Raw genomic sequence first — 17,910 nt, 5'->3', positions numbered from 1 at the left:
GTGCGCGATGCCGCTAACGCCAACCGCTTCTTTTCATTTCCACCACGCACCCTGTATGAAGCCTCATTGCAGCAAGGCAAACCAATGATTTCCCAGATCCTTATCGTGATGATTGCCGCAATTGCCGTGGCGATTTATGCCGAACACCGCAACATCCAGCCGCCCTTGCTGCTGGCTCTTGTGGGCGTCGCTGTGTCGTTCGTGCCGGGCATCCCGCGCCTCGAGCTCGACCCGGAGATCATCCTGACCATCGTCGTGCCGCCGCTGCTGTTTTCGGCGACAAGCGACTTTTCCCTCGAAACCTTCGTCAAACGGCTGGGCTCGATCGTCAATCTGGGCGTCTTGCAGATCCTCGTTACGACGGCAGTGGTGGGCGCCGTCGCGGCGGCCCTGATGCCGGCGCTGACCCTGCCGGTGGCGCTACTGCTGGCCGCCGTCGTCTCCCCGCCCGATGCCGTCACCGCGGTCGCAGTGGGGCGGAAGCTTAACCTGCCCGGGCGGCTGATGTCGGTGCTGAAAGGCGAGAACCTCATCAACGATGCCGCCGCGCTGACGCTCTTCACGTTCCTCTCAGCGCGCGTTACCGGCGCCGATCTCTTCATTTCCAACGTGTTGCTCTACCTCGCCTACAACGCCGTCGTGGGCGTGATTGTCGGCATCGTCCTGGGCATGATCGTCCGGCGCGTGCGCAGCCGCATGGACAACCCCTCGCTGATCACCGTGTTGACAGTGCTGGTGCCGTTCACAGCCTTTCTCATTGCGCAGGAACTTGGCGCCTCCGGCGTTCTTGCCGTCGTCGCGGCAGGGTTCTCGCTTGGACACACCTCGACCGGGGCCGGTTATGCCGCGCGCCTTCAGGAGCGGCAGTTCTGGCGCACCGCCGACGCTCTGCTCGAGGCATTCATCTTTGCATATATCGGGTTGCAGATGCGCTTTGTCCTCGGCGATGCGCTGGCGGCCGGTTACTCGCTGCCGATGCTGCTGGGGATGTCGGCTGCCGTGCTGCTGGCCGTGATCCTCGTGCGCTTCGGCTGGGTGTTCCTCACCTCGGCGCTCTCGCACTGGCGGGCGCGGGTCAGGGAAAAGAAGCTTGCCAACCCACGCCCCCAGCGCCAGAAGCGGCGCGACACCGGCAAGGCCGCAAAAGTGCGCGGGGACAGCCGGCGCGGTGGTTTTGAACACCAGAAGCCGTTCACCTGGCAGGAAAACCTAGTCATCGCCTGGACCGGTATGCGCGGCGTCGTAACGCTTGCTGCGGCCGCCGGTATTCCCCTCGTGACACTGGCAGGCGAAGACGTTCCCGGGCGCGACGTTGTTCAAGTGATCGCCTTCACCGTGGCCATCGGCACGCTATTGCTGCAGGGGCTGACGCTGCCGTGGCTGATCCGTGTTCTGAAGATCTCCGATCCCACCGAAGCAGTCTACCGCGCCGGGCAGCGCCGCAAGGCGGCTGAGATCGGCAAGGCGGCCTCCATCGGCGCTGCGGTGGCGTTCCGGGACCAGCAGACCGAACCCGGCGCGCGCGCAGCCGCCGAATTGATGCTGGAACGCGTCATGGACGAGAACGGCGCCGAGCGCCAGTTCCGCGCCGGCAATGGCGAGCTGATGCTCGCCTTCGGCGAAAAGGTGCTGCAGGCTCGGCGCGAAGCCTTGATCGCGGCACGCGACAAGCGCCAGCTCGATGACGAGGTGGTGCGTGAGCTGATCGAAGCCATGGATCTGCAGGAAGCCGCGCTCACCAACTGGCAGCCGCTGCGCTAGAGCAGGAAAAGCGGTAGCTTTCCGGTTCGGAAACGCAACAAAACTAAAGCCTCAGGCGCCAGTCTCGTCGATGGCCGTCGAGATCGACTCGATCTTGCGTGCCGCCTCATTGAGCCGCTTGGCGAACTTCAGCTCAAGTTCCTCGGCCTCGCTGCTGAGCGCTTCGCCCGCAGCTGTGAGGCTTGCAACGTCGTTCTGCAGCGCCGCTATCCGGCGCTCGGCTTCGGCCAGTTCATCCAGCACCGCGATCCCGGCCATCACGGTCAGCCGGTTGTCGCCGATCTCGCCGAAATCACCCTTGAACGCGTCGATATGCTGGTTGAACCGCTCGGCCAAGAGCATCAGGTGCGTCTCCTGACCCTCTTCGCAGGCCATGCGGTACTTGCGGCCGTTGATATCGACATTGACCTCGGGCACGGCGCTACTCCTGCTTCACGAGCACTTCGCGCACCGTGTCCATCGCCACTACCAGCCGGCGGGCGACTTCGGCAGCGCTGTCGTCGAGGCGTTTCGCCTTGGCGCTGGCTTTGTCGAGTTCGGAGGCAAGGCGCGCCCGCTCCGAGACCAGCTTGGCGGTGTCGGCTTCGATGCGCGTGTGCGAGCGCATGCGGCCATTGAGGCTGCGCACGCTGGCTTCAAGCCGGGCGAAGGCCTTGTCGAGCCTCGCAGCGGCGGCTTCATATCCGTCTTCGGCGGTGGGTTCGGCCAATCTGGTCCAATCCTCAAAAACGGGCGATTCCTTATGGCACTATAGCGCAAAGCTTGCGTGCCATGGCAACGGGCTCGTGGACGAGCCTCCGCCTTCTGGCTAAGCCTGCTGACATTGACAGGTCATCGGAACCTGCTAAGCCTCCTCGTGCCTCGGCAGGAGGGTCCGAGGCGCCCGGTTTCCGGCCTCCGCACCCTTAGAGCGAGCACGATTCATGCCCAACTCGAAGACCGCCAAAGACATGGCGAATGCCATCCGTTCCCTTGCCATGGACGCGGTTGAAAAGGCCAATTCGGGTCACCCCGGCCTGCCGATGGGCGTTGCCGACATCGCGACGGTGCTCTTTACCAAGGTGATGAAGTTCGACCCGGCCGATCCGCACTGGCCTGACCGCGACCGCTTTATCCTGTCGGCCGGCCACGGTTCGATGCTGCTCTACGCCTCCCTGTACCTGCTCGGCTACAACGACATGTCCATTGAGGACATCAAGAATTTCCGCCAGCTCGGTTCCAAGACCGCCGGCCATCCTGAATACGGCCACGCTGAGGGCATCGAGACGACGACTGGCCCGCTCGGGCAGGGCATTGCCAACTCGGTAGGGTTTGCCATTGCCGAACAGAAGTTGGCTGCCGAGTTCGGCACCGACATCGTCGACCACCGCACCTGGGTGATCGCCGGCGACGGCTGCCTGATGGAAGGCATCTCGCAGGAGGCCATTTCGCTCGCGGGTCACCTCAAGCTGAACAAGCTGACGGTGATCTGGGACAACAATAACATCACCATCGACGGCCGGGTTTCCAACGCCGACTCGACGGACCAGATCGCCCGCTTCAAGGCGGTGGGCTGGAACACCATCGAGGTCGACGGGCTGGACCAGGACGCCGTCGAAAGGGCGCTGGTCGCATCCAAGAGCTCGGACAAGCCGACGCTGATCGCTGCCAAGACCATCATCGGCTTCGGCGCGCCCAAGAAGGCCGACTCGCACTCTGTCCACGGGTCGCCGCTCGGCGCCGAGGAACTGGCTGCCGCCAAGGTCAACCTCGGCATCACCTACCCGGCTTTTGAGATTCCCGCGCCGATCCTCGAGGCATGGCGTGCCGCCGGCACTCGCTCTGCCAACCTGCGCGGCGCCTGGGAAGGGCGTCTTGCCGCCGCCGACGCGGCCAAGCGCGCCGAGTTCGTACGCCGCATCGACGGCAAGTTGCCGGCCGGGTGGAATGCGACCATTGAGGCCTTCAAGGCCAAGCTGATCGCCGACAAGCCGAAGGTGGCATCGCGCAAATCGAGCCAGATGGCACTGGAAGTGATCAACAAGGTGCTGCCCGAGACCATTGGGGGCTCAGCCGACCTCACAGGCTCGAACCTCACCAATACGCCCGAGACCCTGCCCTTCACTGCCGAGGACCGCACCGGGCGCTACTTGCGCTACGGCATCCGCGAGCACGAGATGGCTGCAGCGATGAATGGCATCGCACTCCATAAGGGCCTGATCCCCTATGGCGGCACGTTCCTGGTGTTCACCGACTATGCCCGACCGGCGATCCGCCTGTCGGCGCTGATGGGGCAAAAGGTCATCTATGTGATGACCCATGACTCGATCGGACTTGGCGAAGACGGCCCGACCCACCAGCCGGTCGAACATGTCTCGACCCTGCGCGCCATCCCCGGGCTTCTCGTATTCCGTCCCGCCGATGCGGTCGAAACCCTCGAATGCTGGCAGCTCGCCATTGAGGCCGACAAGCCTTCTATCCTGGCGCTCAGCCGCCAGAACCTGCCCGCGCTGCGCACCGAGGCGGTCGAGGGCAACCTCTCGTCCAAGGGCGCTTATGTCATCGCCGGCGACAAGTCGGCCGATGTGGTGATCTTCGCCACCGGCTCGGAAGTTGCGATCGCCGTTGGTGCCCTGGACCTGCTGAAGGCGGAAGGTATCGCCGCCAAGGTGGTATCGGTACCCTCGATGGAGCTTTTCAACGCGCAGTCGCAGGCCTATCGCGACAGCGTCATCGGCACCCCGCGCGCCAAGGTGGCAATCGAGGCCGGCATCGAAATGAGCTGGTCCAAGCTGCTCGGCGACAAGGGTCGGTTCATCGGCATGCACTCGTTCGGCGCCTCGGGCCCGATCGAAAAGCTGTACGAGCATTTCGGCATCACATCTCAGGCGGTAGTTGAAGCCGTCAAGGCGCAGTTGTAAGTAACCGCGCCCTCCTCCCTTTACCCCGGCATTCACAAGGAGCCATTCATGGCTGTTCGCGTTGCAATCAATGGCTTTGGCCGCATTGGCCGTAACATTCTCCGCGCCATCGTCGAAAGCGGCCGCACCGACATCCAGGTCGTTGCCGCCAACGACCTCGGCCCGGTCGAGACCAATGCCCACCTGCTGCGCTATGACAGCGTGCACGGCAAGTTCCCACACGAGGTGACCGTCAACGGCGACACCATTACCGCCGGCAACCAGACCTTCAAGATGACCGCGGTCAAGGACCCGTCGCAGCTGCCGCACAAGGAGCTCGGTGTCGATATCGTGCTCGAATGCACCGGTATCTTTACCAGCAAGGAAAAGGCCTCGGCTCACCTCGCCGCCGGCGCAAAGAAAGTCATTATCTCGGCCCCCGGCGAAGGCGCCGACAAGACCATCGTCTACGGCATCAACCATGCCCTGCTGGGCAAGGACGACGTGGTGATCTCGAACGGCTCGTGCACCACCAACTGCCTCGCCCCGATGGCCAAGGTGATGAACGATTTGGTCGGCATCGAAAAGGGGATGATGACCACCATCCATTCCTATACCGGTGACCAGCCGACGCTCGACACCATGCACAAGGATCTCTATCGCGCCCGCGCTGCGGCGCTGAGCCAGATCCCGACCTCGACCGGCGCCGCCAAGGCCATCGGCCTGGTGCTGCCGGAACTGAAGGGCAAGCTCGACGGCATTTCGATCCGTGTGCCGACACCCAACGTGTCGCTGGTGGACCTGAAGTTCATTGCCAAGCGCAACACCACCGCGCAGGAAATCAACGACGCGCTGAAGGCAGCCGCCGAAGGCCCGCTGAAGGGTGTGATGACCTTCACACTGCATCCGCTGGTGTCATCGGACCTCAACCACGATCCGCACTCGTGCACGATCCTGATCGACCAGACCAAGGTGCTCGACGGCAACTTCGTCAACATCATGGGCTGGTACGACAACGAGTGGGGCTTTTCGAACCGCATGGCCGACGTCACGGCCGTATTGGCCAAGACGCTCTGACCTTACGGCACCTGCCGGCAGACATCGCGAACGGGGGGCTACCGCCCTCCGTTCTTTTTTAGCCCCAGTTCGCTGTCATCAGAGCGCCATCGGGGATTCGCATGACTGTTACAGCACTATGCAAAGCTCAATCCATTGGTCGATCCGAGGGCTGACCTTGCGTGATATCGAACGTTTGCTCGCTGTGCTGAGCATTGGCGGCAGCCTGCTTGCCGGGCTCTGGGGCAACCCCGCGTGGTTCCTGGTGCTGGCGATGGCACTGGGCGGTTACCTGTTGCGCGAGGACCGTGCCCTGAGGCGACAGATCAGCGACAGGGCCTGGCCCAGCGAGGGCTTTGCCCGCTTCACCTTCAACACCAACCTTTATTTCTGCGTGCGCCAGATCGGGATTGGAGCGCTGGTTTTCGCGCTGGCCGGCTCGCTCAAGACCATTCTCGGCCTCTGAGCCGCACCGTGCCCCTGTTGTCCGGCTGCATTTTGTTGCTATAGCAGCGGCTCACTCAGCGAACAGCGGACGGGTCCCATGGCCGATTTCAAGACTCTCGATGACCTCGACCTTTCGGGCAAGCGCGTGCTCGTCCGCGCCGATCTGAACGTGCCTGTCGCCGACGGCAAGGTCACCGACGCGACCCGTATCGAGCGTCTGGTGCCGACCATCCGCGAGATCATCAAGGTCGATGGCAAAGCCATCATCCTCTCCCACTTTGGCCGCCCCAAGGGCAAGGTGGACCCCGAATTCTCGCTCGAGATGGTGGTTGCCGAAGTGGCCAATGCCATGGGGCATCCGGTTGGCTTCATCGCCACCGACTGGGTCGATGTCAGCAAGGCCAAGCAGGCCATCGATGATGCGCCGGCCGGCTCGATCCTCGTTCTCGAAAACACCCGCTTCCATCCTGGCGAAGAAGAAAACGACATCGAACTGGCCAAGCGGATGGCATCGCTGGGCGATATCTTCGTCAATGACGCGTTTTCGGCCGCCCACCGCGCCCACGCCTCAACCGCTGCCATCGCGCACCAGTTGCCCTCTGCTGCCGGACGGGCGATGGAGGCCGAGTTGAAGGCTTTGGAAGCCGGCCTCGGCAAGCCGCAGCGCCCGGTCATCGCCATTGTCGGCGGCGCCAAGGTTTCGACCAAGATCGATCTCCTCGAAAACCTCATCTCAAAGGTGGATGCGCTGGTCATCGGCGGTGCCATGGCGAACACCTTCCTCCACGCCGGTGGGCTGGGCGTCGGCAAGTCGCTCTGCGAAAAGGACCTGGCCGAAACTGCAAACCGCATTCGCGACAAGGCGGAAGCGGCCCATTGCGCCATCATTCTCCCCATCGATGCGACCGTGGCCTGGCACTTTGCCGCCGATGCGCCGCACCGTCTTTACGGCGTCGACGCGATCGACCCCGATGGCATGATGCTTGACGTCGGCCCAAGCTCGATCGAGCGCATCAAGGGCGCCATCGACGAAGCGCACACTGTCGTCTGGAACGGCCCACTCGGGGCGTTCGAAATGCACCCGTTCGATCAGGGCACCGTCGAGATCGCCCGCTATGTCGCGGCGCGCACCAAGGCCGGCAAGGTAGTTTCGGTGGCGGGCGGTGGAGACACGGTTTCGGCCCTCGCCCACGCTGGGGTCAAGGACCAGTTCACCTATGTGTCGACCGCTGGTGGCGCATTCCTTGAGTGGATGGAGGGCAAGTCCCTCCCCGGCGTCGAGGCGCTGAAGGGCTGACGCTTCTCCCTTGGTCTGATACCTGAACGTCTAATCGCCAGCCTCAGGGCCATGCGGCATGCTCCGGCAATTGCAATCCGGAGACCCGCCGCATGGCCTCACTTCATGCAATCGCCCGAAAGCTCGTGACCAAGGGCAAGGGCATCCTTGCCGCCGATGAGTCCGAAGGCACCATCGCCAAGCGCTTTGCGCTGATCGGCCTCCCGGTCACGCTGGAATCGCGCCGCGATTACCGCGAGATGCTGTTCCGTTCGACGGACGCCATGACCAACTACATTTCCGGCGTCATCCTCACCGAGGAAACACTGGAGCAGAAGGCAAGGGACGGCACGCCGTTCCACGAGTTGCTGAACGCAGCTGACGTCATCCCCGGCATCAAGGTCGATCGCGGCGCTTTCGAGATGCCCGGCAGCCGGGACGAAAAGATCACCGAAGGCCTCGATGGACTGCGCCAGCGCCTTGCCCACTATGCCAAGCTTGGCGCCGGCTTCGCCAAATGGCGCGGCGTTATCGCCATCAGTTCCTACGCCCCGTCGCGCAACGGCATCCGCGCCAATGCGCACGTCCTGGCGCGCTATGCCATGTACTGCCAGGAAGCCGGGATCGTTCCCGTGGTCGAGCCCGAAGTGCTGGCCGATGGTGAGCCCGGCGATCACTCGATTCAGCGCTGCGAGGAGGTGACTGGCGAAACGCTGGAAGCGGTGTTCAAGGAACTGCGCCTCGCCGGGGTCGATCTTGGCGGCATGCTGCTTAAGCCAAATATGGTAACGCCCGGCATCCGCTCCCGTGACCGGGTGAGCGTTGCCGAAGTGGCCAAGCGCACCGTCGACAAACTGCGCAGCTTTGTGCCCGCTGCGGTCCCCGGCATCGCCTTTCTTTCCGGCGGTCAATCGGACGAAGAGGCGACGGCGCACCTGTCAGCGATGAACCAGATCGAGGACCTGCCGTGGGCCCTGACGTTCTCCTATGGCCGCGCTCTGCAGACCCAAGCCCTCGTTGCATGGGGAGGTGAGGACGCCAATGTGGGCGTTGCCCAGGCGGCGTTCACGCACCGAGCCCGCATGAATGCCCTGGCCTCGCTCGGCCAATGGAAGCCAGAACTCGACCTCGCTGCCTGACGCGTTCCTGTCGACCTGACCCGTGACTTGGAGCGCATCCCCCGGTGCGCTCATTTTTCTTGTGGCAACCCTTTGGCAAAAACGGGCTCCACAAACTTTGCGGTGCCGCTATAACACGGCCATGTCAGCCGAACTCTTTCTCATCGCCCCATCCGATCTACCCGCCGACCGCCTGCTCGCGGCGCTTGGCGCTGCGCTGGCCGCTCATCCGGCCTCGGCAGTGCTGCTGCAGAGGGGTGAACTGGCCGAGAACGCCTACAAGGCGCTCGTCAAGGCTGTTGCGCCGACTGCCCAGAAGGCCGGCGCCGCTGTCCTTATCGAAGGCGAGCCGGGGCTGGTCCGCATGCTCGGGGTGGATGGGCTCCACGTCTCGGGGGGCATCAAGGCGGTGCGCGAGGCCGTGTCGGCACTCAAGCCCAGCATGATCGTCGGCGTCGGCGATATCGGCACGCGTCACGATGCCATGCAAAAAGCCGAACTCGACATCGACTACATCCTATTTGGGCCGCTTTCCGGCGCCATATCCGAGCCTGAGCGCGAGCTTGCGCAATGGTGGGCAGAGACCATGGAAATCCCCAGCGTATTGTCGGACCCCAGTGCCACGATCGAAAAGCGCGATGCCGGTGGCAGCGAGTTCATCGGCCTGGTGCTGCCGGAGATCGGCACGTGAGCGTGGCCCGCAGCATCGCCGGACTGGTGCTGACTGCATTGCTGATCGCGCCCGCCATGGCGCAGGACAACAGCTTCATCGATCTGCGTCCCAAGGACGTGCAGTTCCCCGACAATATGGAATATGAGGACCTGCCCATCGGTCCAGTGCCAAATGAGCTGGAAGCACCCACCGATCCGCAGGGCGTGAGCAACGAAGTCTTCGGCCCACGCGTCGATGAAGCCTTTGGCGCCTTCCAGCGCGGTTACTACCTCACCGCGCTCAATCTGGCGCTTCCGCGTGCCAAGAATGGGGACCACGCCGCTCAGACGCTGATCGGCGAGATCTATTCCAAAGGCCTTGGCGTCCCCGAAGATCCCAAGGCCGCCGCGGACTGGTACGCCATGGCCAGCAAGAGCGGCGATCCGCTGGCCACTTTTGAGCTCGCCCTGCTGTATCAGGACGGCCGAGGCGTCGAAAAAGACCGCAAGCGCGCCGCCGATCTGTTCAAAACAGCAGCCGACGCTGGCAACATGATGGCCAAGTACAATCTGGGCCTGCTCTATATCGAGGGCATTTACGTGCCGCCCAACCTCCTCGAGGCGGCCAAGCTGATCAAAGAGGCGGCGGACGCCGGCATTGCCGAGGCGCAGTATGATTATGCTGGCATGCTAACCGAAGGAGCGGGCGTCGCTCCCGACCTCGTCGCCGCCGCAGAACAGTTCCGCCTTGCAGCAACTGCCGGCATCGTTGCCGCCGAGGTCGACTACGCCACCGTGCTTTATCTTGGCAAGGGCACCGCACAGGATCGCCCCGGAGCCGTCAAATGGTACCACAAGGCGGCAGAGGCCGGGAACCCGGTGGCCCAGAACCGCTATGCCAAGCTCCTCGCCGCCGGCGAAGGCGTGGATGCGAGCCTCGAGGACGCCGCGATGTGGCGCTCGCTCGCCCGCCGGCAGGGCCTGAACGATCCGATGCTCGACAAGCTGCTGGTTTCGATCCGGCCTGAGGAGCTTACTCGCGCCGAGGAACGGGCGCGCTTCTGGCCATCGTCGCCCCCCACACAGGTAGCCGAGAACCAGCCGGCGGCAACGCCCGCTGCATCAGCGAGCGACGCACCCAAGGTCAGCCCTTGAACTGAGGGGCAATCTCGGGCACAAGGCGCCCTTCCCCACGCCCACTGGTTTTGTCCGCGGAGTTTTGGCATGCGCTCTGCGCTTTTGAACATCATGGTCCAGGCCGCCACCAAGGCCGGCCGCTCGCTCTCCAAGGATTTCGGCGAAGTCGAGAACCTGCAGGTGTCAGTTAAAGGGCCGGCCGATTTCGTTTCCAACGCCGACAAGCGCGCTGAGCAGATCGTGTTCGAGGAACTGCAGAAGGCCCGCCCGACCTACGCCTTTTTGGGCGAGGAAGGCACCGAAGCCAAGGGCACCGATGGCCAGCACCGCTGGATCGTCGACCCGCTCGATGGCACGACCAATTTCCTCCACGGCATTCCGATGTTCGCCGTCGCCATTGCGCTTGAGCGAAACCAGGAAATCGTCGCCTCGGTGATCTACAATCCGGTGATGGACGAGCTCTACACCGCCGAAAAGGGCGGCGGCGCCTGGCTCAATGACCGCAAGCGCCTGCGCGTCGGCGGCCGCAAGCACCTGGCCGACACCGTCATCGTCACCGGCATCAATTCGCGCGGCCGCGCCAGCGACCTCTTGCAGTTGCGCCAACTGGCCCATGTCACGCCCGCCGTTGCCGGCATTCGCCGCACCGGTTCGGCCTCCACCGATCTCGCCTGGGTCGCGGCTGGCCGCTTCGATGGCTATTGGGAGGCCGGCCTCGCCCCATGGGACGTCGCGCCCGGCCTGCTGCTGCTCAAGGAAGCCGGTGGCGTCATCTCGGATTTCTCCGGCACGCCCGGCGCCATCTGGAACGGCGAGGTCGTCGCCGGCAATGAGAGCATCCAGGGCCAGTTGCTCAAGATCATCAAGTCGGTCCAGTAGCGTCGGCGACCGGTCACGGTCGCGTCGCATTCTCGGGATTTCATGGGGTTAACGTCGATTGACGGGTGCCGGACATTGCGCCGCGCCCCGAAACGGCTAAACTTTAACTCCCACTCGATCGAACCGGGGCAGCGACATGTCGCAGACGTATGACCCTTACCGCCTCGCGAGTCCCGGGGTCTATCTGGTCAAGATCATCATCTTCCTGGTGCTGGTGGCGCTGGTGGCAGCGATCCTGTTCACCCAGCTGATGGTGTTCTTCTGGGCCAACCCGTTCATCAACAGCCTGATTTTGCTGACAATGGTGATTGGCGTGATCCTGAGCTTCCGCCAGGTGATCCGGCTGTTCCCTGAAATCGCCTGGGTGAATTCCCTGCAGGAGGGGCAAATCCCCTCGACCTCGCCACGGCTGCTGGCGCCGGTGGCCAACCTTTTGCGCGACCGCCTCGGCGAAGCGGTGATCACTCCCTCCTCGATGCGCTCGATCCTTGATTCGGTGGGTAATCGCCTCGACGAAGCCAAGGACACGTCGCGCTATCTGACGGGCCTTCTGGTCTTTCTCGGCCTTCTCGGCACCTTTTACGGCCTCCTCGAAACCGTGACGCACGTAGCCTCGACCATTCAGGCGCTGGATGCGACCTCCGGCGATATGGCGAGTCAGTTCGCCAACCTGAAGCAAGGCCTTGCGGCGCCGCTGGGCGGCATGGGCACAGCGTTTTCGGCTTCGCTTCTGGGCCTTTCCGGCTCGCTGATCCTTGGCTTTCTCGACCTCCAGACCAGCCAGGCCCAGAACGCCTTTTATACCGACCTCGAGGACTGGATGACCTCGATGACCGAACTCGACCACCCGATCAGCCAGATCCAGGCGGCGGGACTGGGCGTTTCCGGCGAGGAAATGTCGGAACTTTTGGCCCAGTTCGGCTCCACCATGCAGAACTCCTCGTCCTCGCAGAACGCCATCCGCGCCATGGCCGAGTTGGCACGCGGCATCGATGGGCTGGTCAAGCACATCCGCGCCGAGCAGGAAGACCTCCGCGGCCACATCATCGAGCAGGGCGAGACCAACAAGAAGCTCCGCGAACTGATGGAAGCAATGCTGCGCGAATCCGAGACCGACCGGCGTCCGAACTGACCACAGGGCGGAAAGAGTAAGCCATGGCCATGTCGACCCGTTCCCGTCGCTCCCAGGTGACCAATTACTGGCCGGGCTTTGTCGACGCGCTGTCGAGCCTGTTGCTCGTCATTATTTTCCTTCTCTCGCTGTTCATGCTGAGCCAGTTCTTCCTCGGCCAGGAGATCACCGGCAAGGACACCGCGATGACGCGGCTCAATGCCCAGATCGCCGAGCTGACCGATCTGCTGCAGCTCGAAAAGGGCAAGTCCAGCGACCTCGAATCGACCATTTCTGGTCTGCAAGCGACGCTCTCCAGCACCAGCGGCGAGCGGGACAAGCTCGCGGCTGACCTCGCCGGTATTGGCGCAGGCGGCGCCGACAAGGACGCGCAGATCGCGGCGCTGAGCACCGAATTGCAAGGCAAGGACGACCTCTCAAAGGAAGCCGCCGCAGAGGTGAGTCTCCTCAACCAGCAGCTTTCGGCGCTGAGGACCCAGATCGCCGCGCTTGAGCAGGCGCTGCAGGCAACCGAAGCTAAGGATGCCGACAACCGCACGCAGATCACCGATCTCGGCCGCCGGCTGAACCTGGCGCTCGCCCAGCGCGTGCAGGACCTCTCAGCCTACCGCTCCGACTTCTTCGGCAAGCTGCGCAAGATCCTCGAAGGCCGCGCCGATGTGCGGGTGGTGGGCGACCGCTTCGTCTTCCAGTCCGAAGTGCTGTTCGGCGCCGGCGAGGCCGCGATATCGCCCGAGGGCGAGGCGCAGATGAGCAAGCTCGCCGAAGCCATCAAGGAACTGCAGACCCAGATCCCCGAGGACGTGAACTGGGTGCTGCGCATCGACGGCCACACGGACAAGCGCCCGATCAACACCCCCGAATTCCCCTCCAACTGGGAACTCTCGGCGGCGCGCGCCATCGCCGTGACCAAGTATTTCGTCGCCCAGGGCATCCCCGCCCAGCACCTCGTTGCCGCCGGCTTCGGCGACAGCCGCCCGATCGACACCGGCGACACCGAAGAGGCGTTCGCTAAGAACCGCCGGATCGAGTTCAAGCTGACGGATGGCTAGGCCACGGCTAGTTCGGCCGGAAGACGCACCACAAGGGCATTGCGTCCAGATATCCCTGGCCCCGGAGCTCGAAGCCGTTGCGGGTGTAGAACCGGAGGCTCTCGGGGTTCGCAGTGTCGAGATAGACGCCCGCTGATTCTGTATCCCTGTGCGAGAGATTGCAGAACGCCCCGAGCAGAGCCTGCCCAGCGCCTTTCCCTTGCGCCGAGGGGTGAATGCCGATCACACCGAGGTAGTAATGCGCGACAGTTGGGGCGCCCTCCTCACAGATCTTGTCATAAGCAGCGAGCCTTGCAGCAAGGCCGGGGACATCGGCTTCGAACTCCTGCCACTCCTCATCGTAGGGGGACGGCCAGGCAGGGCGCGATGAATTGTAGCCCATGGCCGCACCAAGCATTTCGTTGCCATCCTCAAGCACAAGCGCCGGCATACCGAGGGCGAGCCTCACCCTCATCAGGATGGAGAAGAATTCCATGACGCTGGCACGAACGCCCGCCGGGGCGTCAGCAAAGAGATAGGCCATCAGCGGGTCGCCGGCGAAGGCGTCACCGAGCACTGCAACTGCGGTGTCAACGTCCGCAGGTTCGGCAGGCCTGATTTGGAACATGACAAACACCACCCACGATGAAACTGGGTCTCAGCGGCAGAGAGTTCAGAAGTTGTAGCAATAGTCTGGCGATCCCTACTCCGCCACCGCCGGCACAACTTCATCCCTGAACTGCAGCCGTGCCAGTTCGGCGTAGCGGCCGCCTTTGCGGACCAGTTGGTCGTGAGTACCCTGGTCGATGAGCTTGCCCTTTTCGAGGACGAGAATGCGGTCGGCGTCGCGGATGGTGGCGAGGCGGTGGGCGATGACGAGGGTGGTCCGGCCCTTCATCAGCCGCTCGAGCGCCACCTGAACCAGCCGTTCGCTTTCCGCATCGAGGGCGGAGGTCGCCTCGTCGAGCAGCAGGATCGGAGCGTTCTTGAGCAGCGCCCGGGCGATGGCGAGGCGCTGCTTCTGCCCACCCGAGAGCATCACGCCGCGCTCGCCCACGATCGAGTCGTAACCGTTGGGCAACTCGCGCACATAGTCATCGACCAGCGCGGCGGTGGCGGCAGCTTCGATCTCTTCGAGCGAGGCCTCGGGTTTGCCGAAGCGGATATTGTCGGCAATGGTGCCGGCAAAGATCGTCGGTTCCTGCTCGACATAGGCAAACCGGCGCCTGAGATCGACCATCTCGGTCTGCCGTATATCGACGCCATCGACGACGATGCGGCCATCGGTGACGTCGTAGAACCGCTGCACCAGTGCAAAGATGGTCGACTTGCCGGCGCCTGAGCCGCCCACGAGAGCAACGGTTTCGCCGGTGCCGACGGAAAAGCTGACATTCTGCAGCACGCGCTCGTTGTCGCGGGTCTTGTACGCAAAGCTGACATCCTCGAACGCCACCGTGCCCGGAGACGGGATCGGCAGCGGTACGGGGTTGGCAGGCGAGCGGATGGCGGGTTCGGTATCAAGGATTTCAACCAGCCGTTCAGTCGCCCCGGCAACGGTCTGCAGCGTGCCCACCGTATCGGACAGCGAGGTCAGGGCGTTGCTGGCCATCAGGGCGTAGATCATGAACTGGGTCAGTTCGCCCGCCGTAATACTGCCGTCAAACACCAGCTTGGCGCCCCACCAGATGAGGAGCACCAGCGCCGCCGTGGCGAGGAACATCATACTCCCCAGCAGCGTCGCGCGGGCACCGAGGCGGGACATTTCCGCTTCGTAGGAACTTTCCGCCAGCGCGCCATAGAGCCGCGACTGCTCCGGCTCCTGGACAAAGCTCTTGATAGTCTTGGTGGCCCCCAGCGCCTCCGACGTCATTGCCGACATCTCGGCCAGCGCGTCCTGCGTCTTGCGCGACATGCGGCGGAGGCGCTTGGCAAGCAGCAGTACCGGCAAGATGATCGAGGGGACGATGACCACGACGGCCAGCGTCAGGTAGGGGCTGGTCAGCGCCATCAGCACCAGCGCACCGATCAGCGTGATGATGCCACGCAGCGTCATCGAGAGGTTGGTGCCGATAGCACCGCGGATGGTGGCGACGTCACCACTCAAGCGGGAGGTTAGCTCTCCGACACGGTTGAGGTCGTAGAACGAGGCGTCGAGCGTCAGCAGGTGATCGAACACGCCACGCCGGAGGTCGGTCAGGACGCGCTCACCGACGGTCGAAATGAAGTAGAAGCGCGCCGCGCTGGTCGCCGCCATGACCACCGCTACCAGCAGCGCCAGCCCGCCATACTGAGTGACCTGGTCGAGGTTCTTTTCGAGAAACCCCTTGTCGATAATCTTTCCCGCAATCGCCGGAATGCCGAGCGAGGAAAGCGATGCGATGACGAGAAACGCGATCGTCAGCGTCAGCCGCCACGGATACTTCAGCACAAACGGCAGCAATCGCCTGAGGGGCTGCAGGTTTCGGCTCTTGGCACCGTTCCGTCGCTTTTTGGCGTATGCCGGCTTATTGCCTGCCATGTACGTGCTTTCCGAACCGGTTTTCGCGTGTGCCCGATATAGGAGCCTCCCGCGCGCCCCGCAACTCAATTGCCCAGTTGGCAATGCATGAGGCCAGCACTTGCGGAGCCCGTGGTTTTTCTCTATGGAACCGCTCAATCCGAGTTCAGCTTGTCCGGGCGCCGAGGCGCCCGTTTGATTTGAGGCAGCGCCATGAAGAATGACATCCACCCCGACTACCACGTGATCAACGTGGCGATGACCGACGGCACCACCTATCAGACCCGTTCGACCTACGGCAAAGAAGGCGACACGCTGCAGCTCGACATCGACCCCAAGACCCATCCCGCCTGGACTGGCGTGACCGGCAACCTGCTCGACCGCGGTGGCCGTGTGTCGCGCTTCAAGGACAAGTTCAAGGGCCTCGGCCTCTAAGGCCAGTCCGTCTGGATTGCAAAAGCCCGGCCATTGTGCCGGGCTTTTTGTTTTTTGACACGCCCGAACGCCCGACTGGCTCGCGCCATCGAGGCTTGGAAGTAGACGGATCCGGCGTGGCGTTGGCCGACGCGGGTAGACCGCAATTTTGTAGTGACCGTCGCCACGCCGGATCATCGGGGTCTGAGTTAGGCGTTTGACATCGGGGAGCGTACTGGCAAGCACTCATCGCGACTTGTTACCAAGACGGATCCTGACTTGTCGGTCGGTTGCCAATGCCATCGGCCCGCTAGGGAACGACTTCCCTGGCTCCCGATATCCCCCACCGTTCGTTCGTCGCGACCGCGTCCGTGTGGGGGACGAGGCAAACATAGCACCGCTCAAGCGAGTGGGGATAAGTGGTGCCAAGTCACTGACCTAAAACACAAACTCGATGTCATCCCTGCGCAGGCAGGGACCCAACTCTCCATCTGCGCAAGCTGACTCTTGGGTCCCAGCCTTCGCTGGGATGACGTGCGGTGGGAAGGAAGAAGCGTGCCCGACCCACAAAAGGTCAGGTACTACGAAAACTCTACTCGCGCAGCTTACCGAACGCGGCCTTCAGCCTTGCCAATTGATCGGCGATACCGCCTTCGGGGGCAGTGGAATATTCCGGGACGCCGCCGCGTTCGAGCTTGTCGAACTGCTGGACACGGTCGAACAGGCGATCGCCCTTGCCGATGAAGCCGAGCAGCCGCGCCGGGAGCTGGTCGTAACCGGGGCCGCCACGATCGGATGGGGTGGCGGAAAAGCGCACCTTTTCCTTTTCGGTGCGGGCGTTCTCGGCAGTGAGCTCGCCTTCGTTCACCGCGCGCTGCAGCAGCAGCCACGATGCCAGTTGCATCAGGCGCGTGGTCAGCCGCATCGATTCCGTGGCGTAAACGAATGAGGCTTCGCGCGGCAATCCGCGGCTTTCGTCGCGTCCTTCGCCATCGAGATAGGCGGCGACTTCCTCGATCAGGCTCATGCCTTCGCGGTAGAGCATGTCGAACCCGCCCGACGCTACGATGCGCGGGCCGATCGCCACTGCCTGCCGCTTGTCTCTGAAATCGTCCACGCGCCTGCCCGGGCTGATGAGTTGAGGCCGGCACCGGCCGGTCCCTGCACCTTTTTGCGCCCGTCCTTGTTGCTGGAGGCTTAACACGGCCGCCAGCCTGTCGCACAAAAAGAAAAAAGAGCCGTCGAAACGGCTCTCGAAAGTTAACAGGGAGGCGTCAAACAGAGGGAAAACCACTCCGTCAAATCCAGAGAACTGGATAGGTTTTAAGTTAACGCCAACACCTTAATTGCAGGTTAACAGGACTCGTTTTCTTAACCTTGGCAAATAGTAACTACGGGCGACTTATAAGCCCTAGAATTTGAACAGAGATTCAGCGGCAGCTTTGGTTTTTTGCCGATCGGCAATTGCGCTTTCGAGCCGCGCGATCTCGTTGCGCAATAGCCCGATGCGCCGCTCCAGCTCTTCGATCGACATGGTGTCGATCGGCATGCCGACCTCGTGCGCCTTGGTCTTTTTCACTTCCTCGTCGAACATCCAGCGCCTCCTTTGCTTGCGCCAAAGTCTAGCCCTCC

Annotated in this window: 18 protein-coding genes; 12 read left to right on the top strand and 6 right to left on the bottom strand. The window is 63.1% G+C overall.

All coding sequences use genetic code 11. From position 1 onward, the window contains the following. The first annotated feature begins 84 nt into the window (after positions 1–84). Positions 85–1,761, top strand: a complete 1,677-nt coding sequence (locus ACO06J_RS01225; RefSeq protein WP_421758880.1) for a cation:proton antiporter — start codon at positions 85–87, stop codon at positions 1,759–1,761. Between the two features lie 51 nt (positions 1,762–1,812). Here the strand turns inward: ACO06J_RS01225 and ACO06J_RS01220 are convergent, their stop codons facing one another. Both ACO06J_RS01220 and ACO06J_RS01215 read right to left on the bottom strand, forming a co-directional pair. After that, on the bottom strand, positions 1,813–2,178 hold the full coding sequence (locus tag ACO06J_RS01220; protein ID WP_421758879.1) for a cell division protein ZapA: 366 nt from the start codon (positions 2,176–2,178) through the stop codon (positions 1,813–1,815). Positions 2,179–2,182: 4 nt separating this feature from the next. After that, positions 2,183–2,470, bottom strand: coding sequence for a DUF4164 family protein (locus ACO06J_RS01215; RefSeq protein WP_421758878.1), 288 nt, complete (start codon positions 2,468–2,470; stop codon positions 2,183–2,185). A gap of 214 nt (positions 2,471–2,684) precedes the next feature. Between ACO06J_RS01215 and tkt the strand changes: the two genes are divergently transcribed. From tkt to ACO06J_RS01165, 10 genes are all read left to right on the top strand, one after another. Then, complete coding sequence (tkt, locus tag ACO06J_RS01210) at positions 2,685–4,661, top strand: transketolase (RefSeq protein ID WP_421758877.1); 1,977 nt, start codon at positions 2,685–2,687, stop codon at positions 4,659–4,661. A gap of 48 nt (positions 4,662–4,709) precedes the next feature. Continuing rightward, on the top strand, positions 4,710–5,717 hold the full coding sequence (gene gap / locus ACO06J_RS01205; RefSeq protein WP_421758876.1) for a type I glyceraldehyde-3-phosphate dehydrogenase: 1,008 nt from the start codon (positions 4,710–4,712) through the stop codon (positions 5,715–5,717). Positions 5,718–5,874: 157 nt separating this feature from the next. Further along, complete coding sequence (locus ACO06J_RS01200; protein ID WP_421758875.1) at positions 5,875–6,162, top strand: hypothetical protein; 288 nt, start codon at positions 5,875–5,877, stop codon at positions 6,160–6,162. A gap of 78 nt (positions 6,163–6,240) precedes the next feature. Continuing rightward, entirely contained in the window at positions 6,241–7,440 is a 1,200-nt protein-coding gene (locus ACO06J_RS01195) for a phosphoglycerate kinase (protein WP_421758874.1), read from the top strand. Between the two features lie 92 nt (positions 7,441–7,532). Continuing rightward, complete coding sequence (locus ACO06J_RS01190) at positions 7,533–8,558, top strand: class I fructose-bisphosphate aldolase (protein WP_421758873.1); 1,026 nt, start codon at positions 7,533–7,535, stop codon at positions 8,556–8,558. 121 nt (positions 8,559–8,679) lie between these two features. Further along, positions 8,680–9,228, top strand: a complete 549-nt coding sequence (locus ACO06J_RS01185; protein WP_421758872.1) for a thiamine phosphate synthase — start codon at positions 8,680–8,682, stop codon at positions 9,226–9,228. Beyond that, entirely contained in the window at positions 9,225–10,343 is a 1,119-nt protein-coding gene (locus ACO06J_RS01180) for a tetratricopeptide repeat protein (protein WP_421758871.1), read from the top strand. The genes ACO06J_RS01185 and ACO06J_RS01180 overlap by 4 nt, the downstream gene beginning before the upstream one ends. A 69-nt stretch (positions 10,344–10,412) precedes the next feature. Continuing rightward, complete coding sequence (locus tag ACO06J_RS01175) at positions 10,413–11,204, top strand: inositol monophosphatase family protein (protein WP_421758870.1); 792 nt, start codon at positions 10,413–10,415, stop codon at positions 11,202–11,204. A 136-nt stretch (positions 11,205–11,340) separates the two neighbouring features. Then, on the top strand, positions 11,341–12,336 hold the full coding sequence (locus tag ACO06J_RS01170; protein ID WP_421758869.1) for a flagellar motor protein MotA: 996 nt from the start codon (positions 11,341–11,343) through the stop codon (positions 12,334–12,336). Between the two features lie 23 nt (positions 12,337–12,359). Further along, entirely contained in the window at positions 12,360–13,388 is a 1,029-nt protein-coding gene (locus tag ACO06J_RS01165) for a peptidoglycan -binding protein (RefSeq protein WP_421758868.1), read from the top strand. A 7-nt stretch (positions 13,389–13,395) separates the two neighbouring features. Here ACO06J_RS01165 and ACO06J_RS01160 read toward each other — a convergent pair whose 3' ends face one another. Continuing rightward, the gene (locus ACO06J_RS01160; RefSeq protein WP_421758867.1) at positions 13,396–13,995 is read right to left on the bottom strand and encodes a GNAT family N-acetyltransferase; all 600 of its coding nucleotides are present in this window, start codon (positions 13,993–13,995) and stop codon (positions 13,396–13,398) included. A 75-nt stretch (positions 13,996–14,070) separates the two neighbouring features. After that, complete coding sequence (locus ACO06J_RS01155; RefSeq protein ID WP_421758866.1) at positions 14,071–15,885, bottom strand: ABC transporter transmembrane domain-containing protein; 1,815 nt, start codon at positions 15,883–15,885, stop codon at positions 14,071–14,073. A 192-nt stretch (positions 15,886–16,077) separates the two neighbouring features. On the opposite strand from ACO06J_RS01155, the gene rpmE reads away from it, so the two are divergent. Then, entirely contained in the window at positions 16,078–16,299 is a 222-nt protein-coding gene (rpmE, locus tag ACO06J_RS01150) for a 50S ribosomal protein L31 (RefSeq protein ID WP_421758865.1), read from the top strand. 571 nt (positions 16,300–16,870) lie between these two features. On the opposite strand, the gene ACO06J_RS01145 is transcribed toward rpmE, so the two are convergent. Both ACO06J_RS01145 and ACO06J_RS01140 read right to left on the bottom strand, forming a co-directional pair. Beyond that, positions 16,871–17,395 (bottom strand): DUF1465 family protein, encoded by a 525-nt coding sequence (locus ACO06J_RS01145; protein WP_421758864.1) that lies wholly within the window; start codon positions 17,393–17,395, stop codon positions 16,871–16,873. Positions 17,396–17,689: 294 nt separating this feature from the next. Next, on the bottom strand, positions 17,690–17,872 hold the full coding sequence (locus tag ACO06J_RS01140) for a DUF1192 domain-containing protein (protein ID WP_421758863.1): 183 nt from the start codon (positions 17,870–17,872) through the stop codon (positions 17,690–17,692). Positions 17,873–17,910: the final 38 nt, after the last annotated feature.

It is taken from the genome of Devosia sp., from assembly GCF_965229025.1.
GTDB lineage: Bacteria > Pseudomonadota > Alphaproteobacteria > Rhizobiales > Devosiaceae > Devosia_A.
Note: the sequence above shows the minus strand (reverse complement) of the source record. Positions and strands in the feature narration are given on the sequence as shown.

What these genes read in the sequence shown, in the direction of transcription:
- ACO06J_RS01140 (WP_421758863.1), bottom strand. Translation starts at nt 17,872, where the DNA reads ATGTTCGACGAGGAAGTGAAAAAGACCAAGGCGCACGAGGTCGGCATG.
- ACO06J_RS01160 (WP_421758867.1), bottom strand. Translation starts at nt 13,995, where the DNA reads ATGTTCCAAATCAGGCCTGCCGAACCTGCGGACGTTGACACCGCAGTT.
- ACO06J_RS01175 (WP_421758870.1), top strand. Translation starts at nt 10,413, where the DNA reads ATGCGCTCTGCGCTTTTGAACATCATGGTCCAGGCCGCCACCAAGGCC.
- ACO06J_RS01195 (WP_421758874.1), top strand. Translation starts at nt 6,241, where the DNA reads ATGGCCGATTTCAAGACTCTCGATGACCTCGACCTTTCGGGCAAGCGC.
- ACO06J_RS01190 (WP_421758873.1), top strand. Translation starts at nt 7,533, where the DNA reads ATGGCCTCACTTCATGCAATCGCCCGAAAGCTCGTGACCAAGGGCAAG.
- ACO06J_RS01165 (WP_421758868.1), top strand. Translation starts at nt 12,360, where the DNA reads ATGGCCATGTCGACCCGTTCCCGTCGCTCCCAGGTGACCAATTACTGG.
- ACO06J_RS01170 (WP_421758869.1), top strand. Translation starts at nt 11,341, where the DNA reads ATGTCGCAGACGTATGACCCTTACCGCCTCGCGAGTCCCGGGGTCTAT.
- rpmE (WP_421758865.1), top strand. Translation starts at nt 16,078, where the DNA reads ATGAAGAATGACATCCACCCCGACTACCACGTGATCAACGTGGCGATG.
- ACO06J_RS01225 (WP_421758880.1), top strand. Translation starts at nt 85, where the DNA reads ATGATTTCCCAGATCCTTATCGTGATGATTGCCGCAATTGCCGTGGCG.
- gap (WP_421758876.1), top strand. Translation starts at nt 4,710, where the DNA reads ATGGCTGTTCGCGTTGCAATCAATGGCTTTGGCCGCATTGGCCGTAAC.
- ACO06J_RS01185 (WP_421758872.1), top strand. Translation starts at nt 8,680, where the DNA reads ATGTCAGCCGAACTCTTTCTCATCGCCCCATCCGATCTACCCGCCGAC.
- tkt (WP_421758877.1), top strand. Translation starts at nt 2,685, where the DNA reads ATGCCCAACTCGAAGACCGCCAAAGACATGGCGAATGCCATCCGTTCC.
- ACO06J_RS01155 (WP_421758866.1), bottom strand. Translation starts at nt 15,885, where the DNA reads ATGGCAGGCAATAAGCCGGCATACGCCAAAAAGCGACGGAACGGTGCC.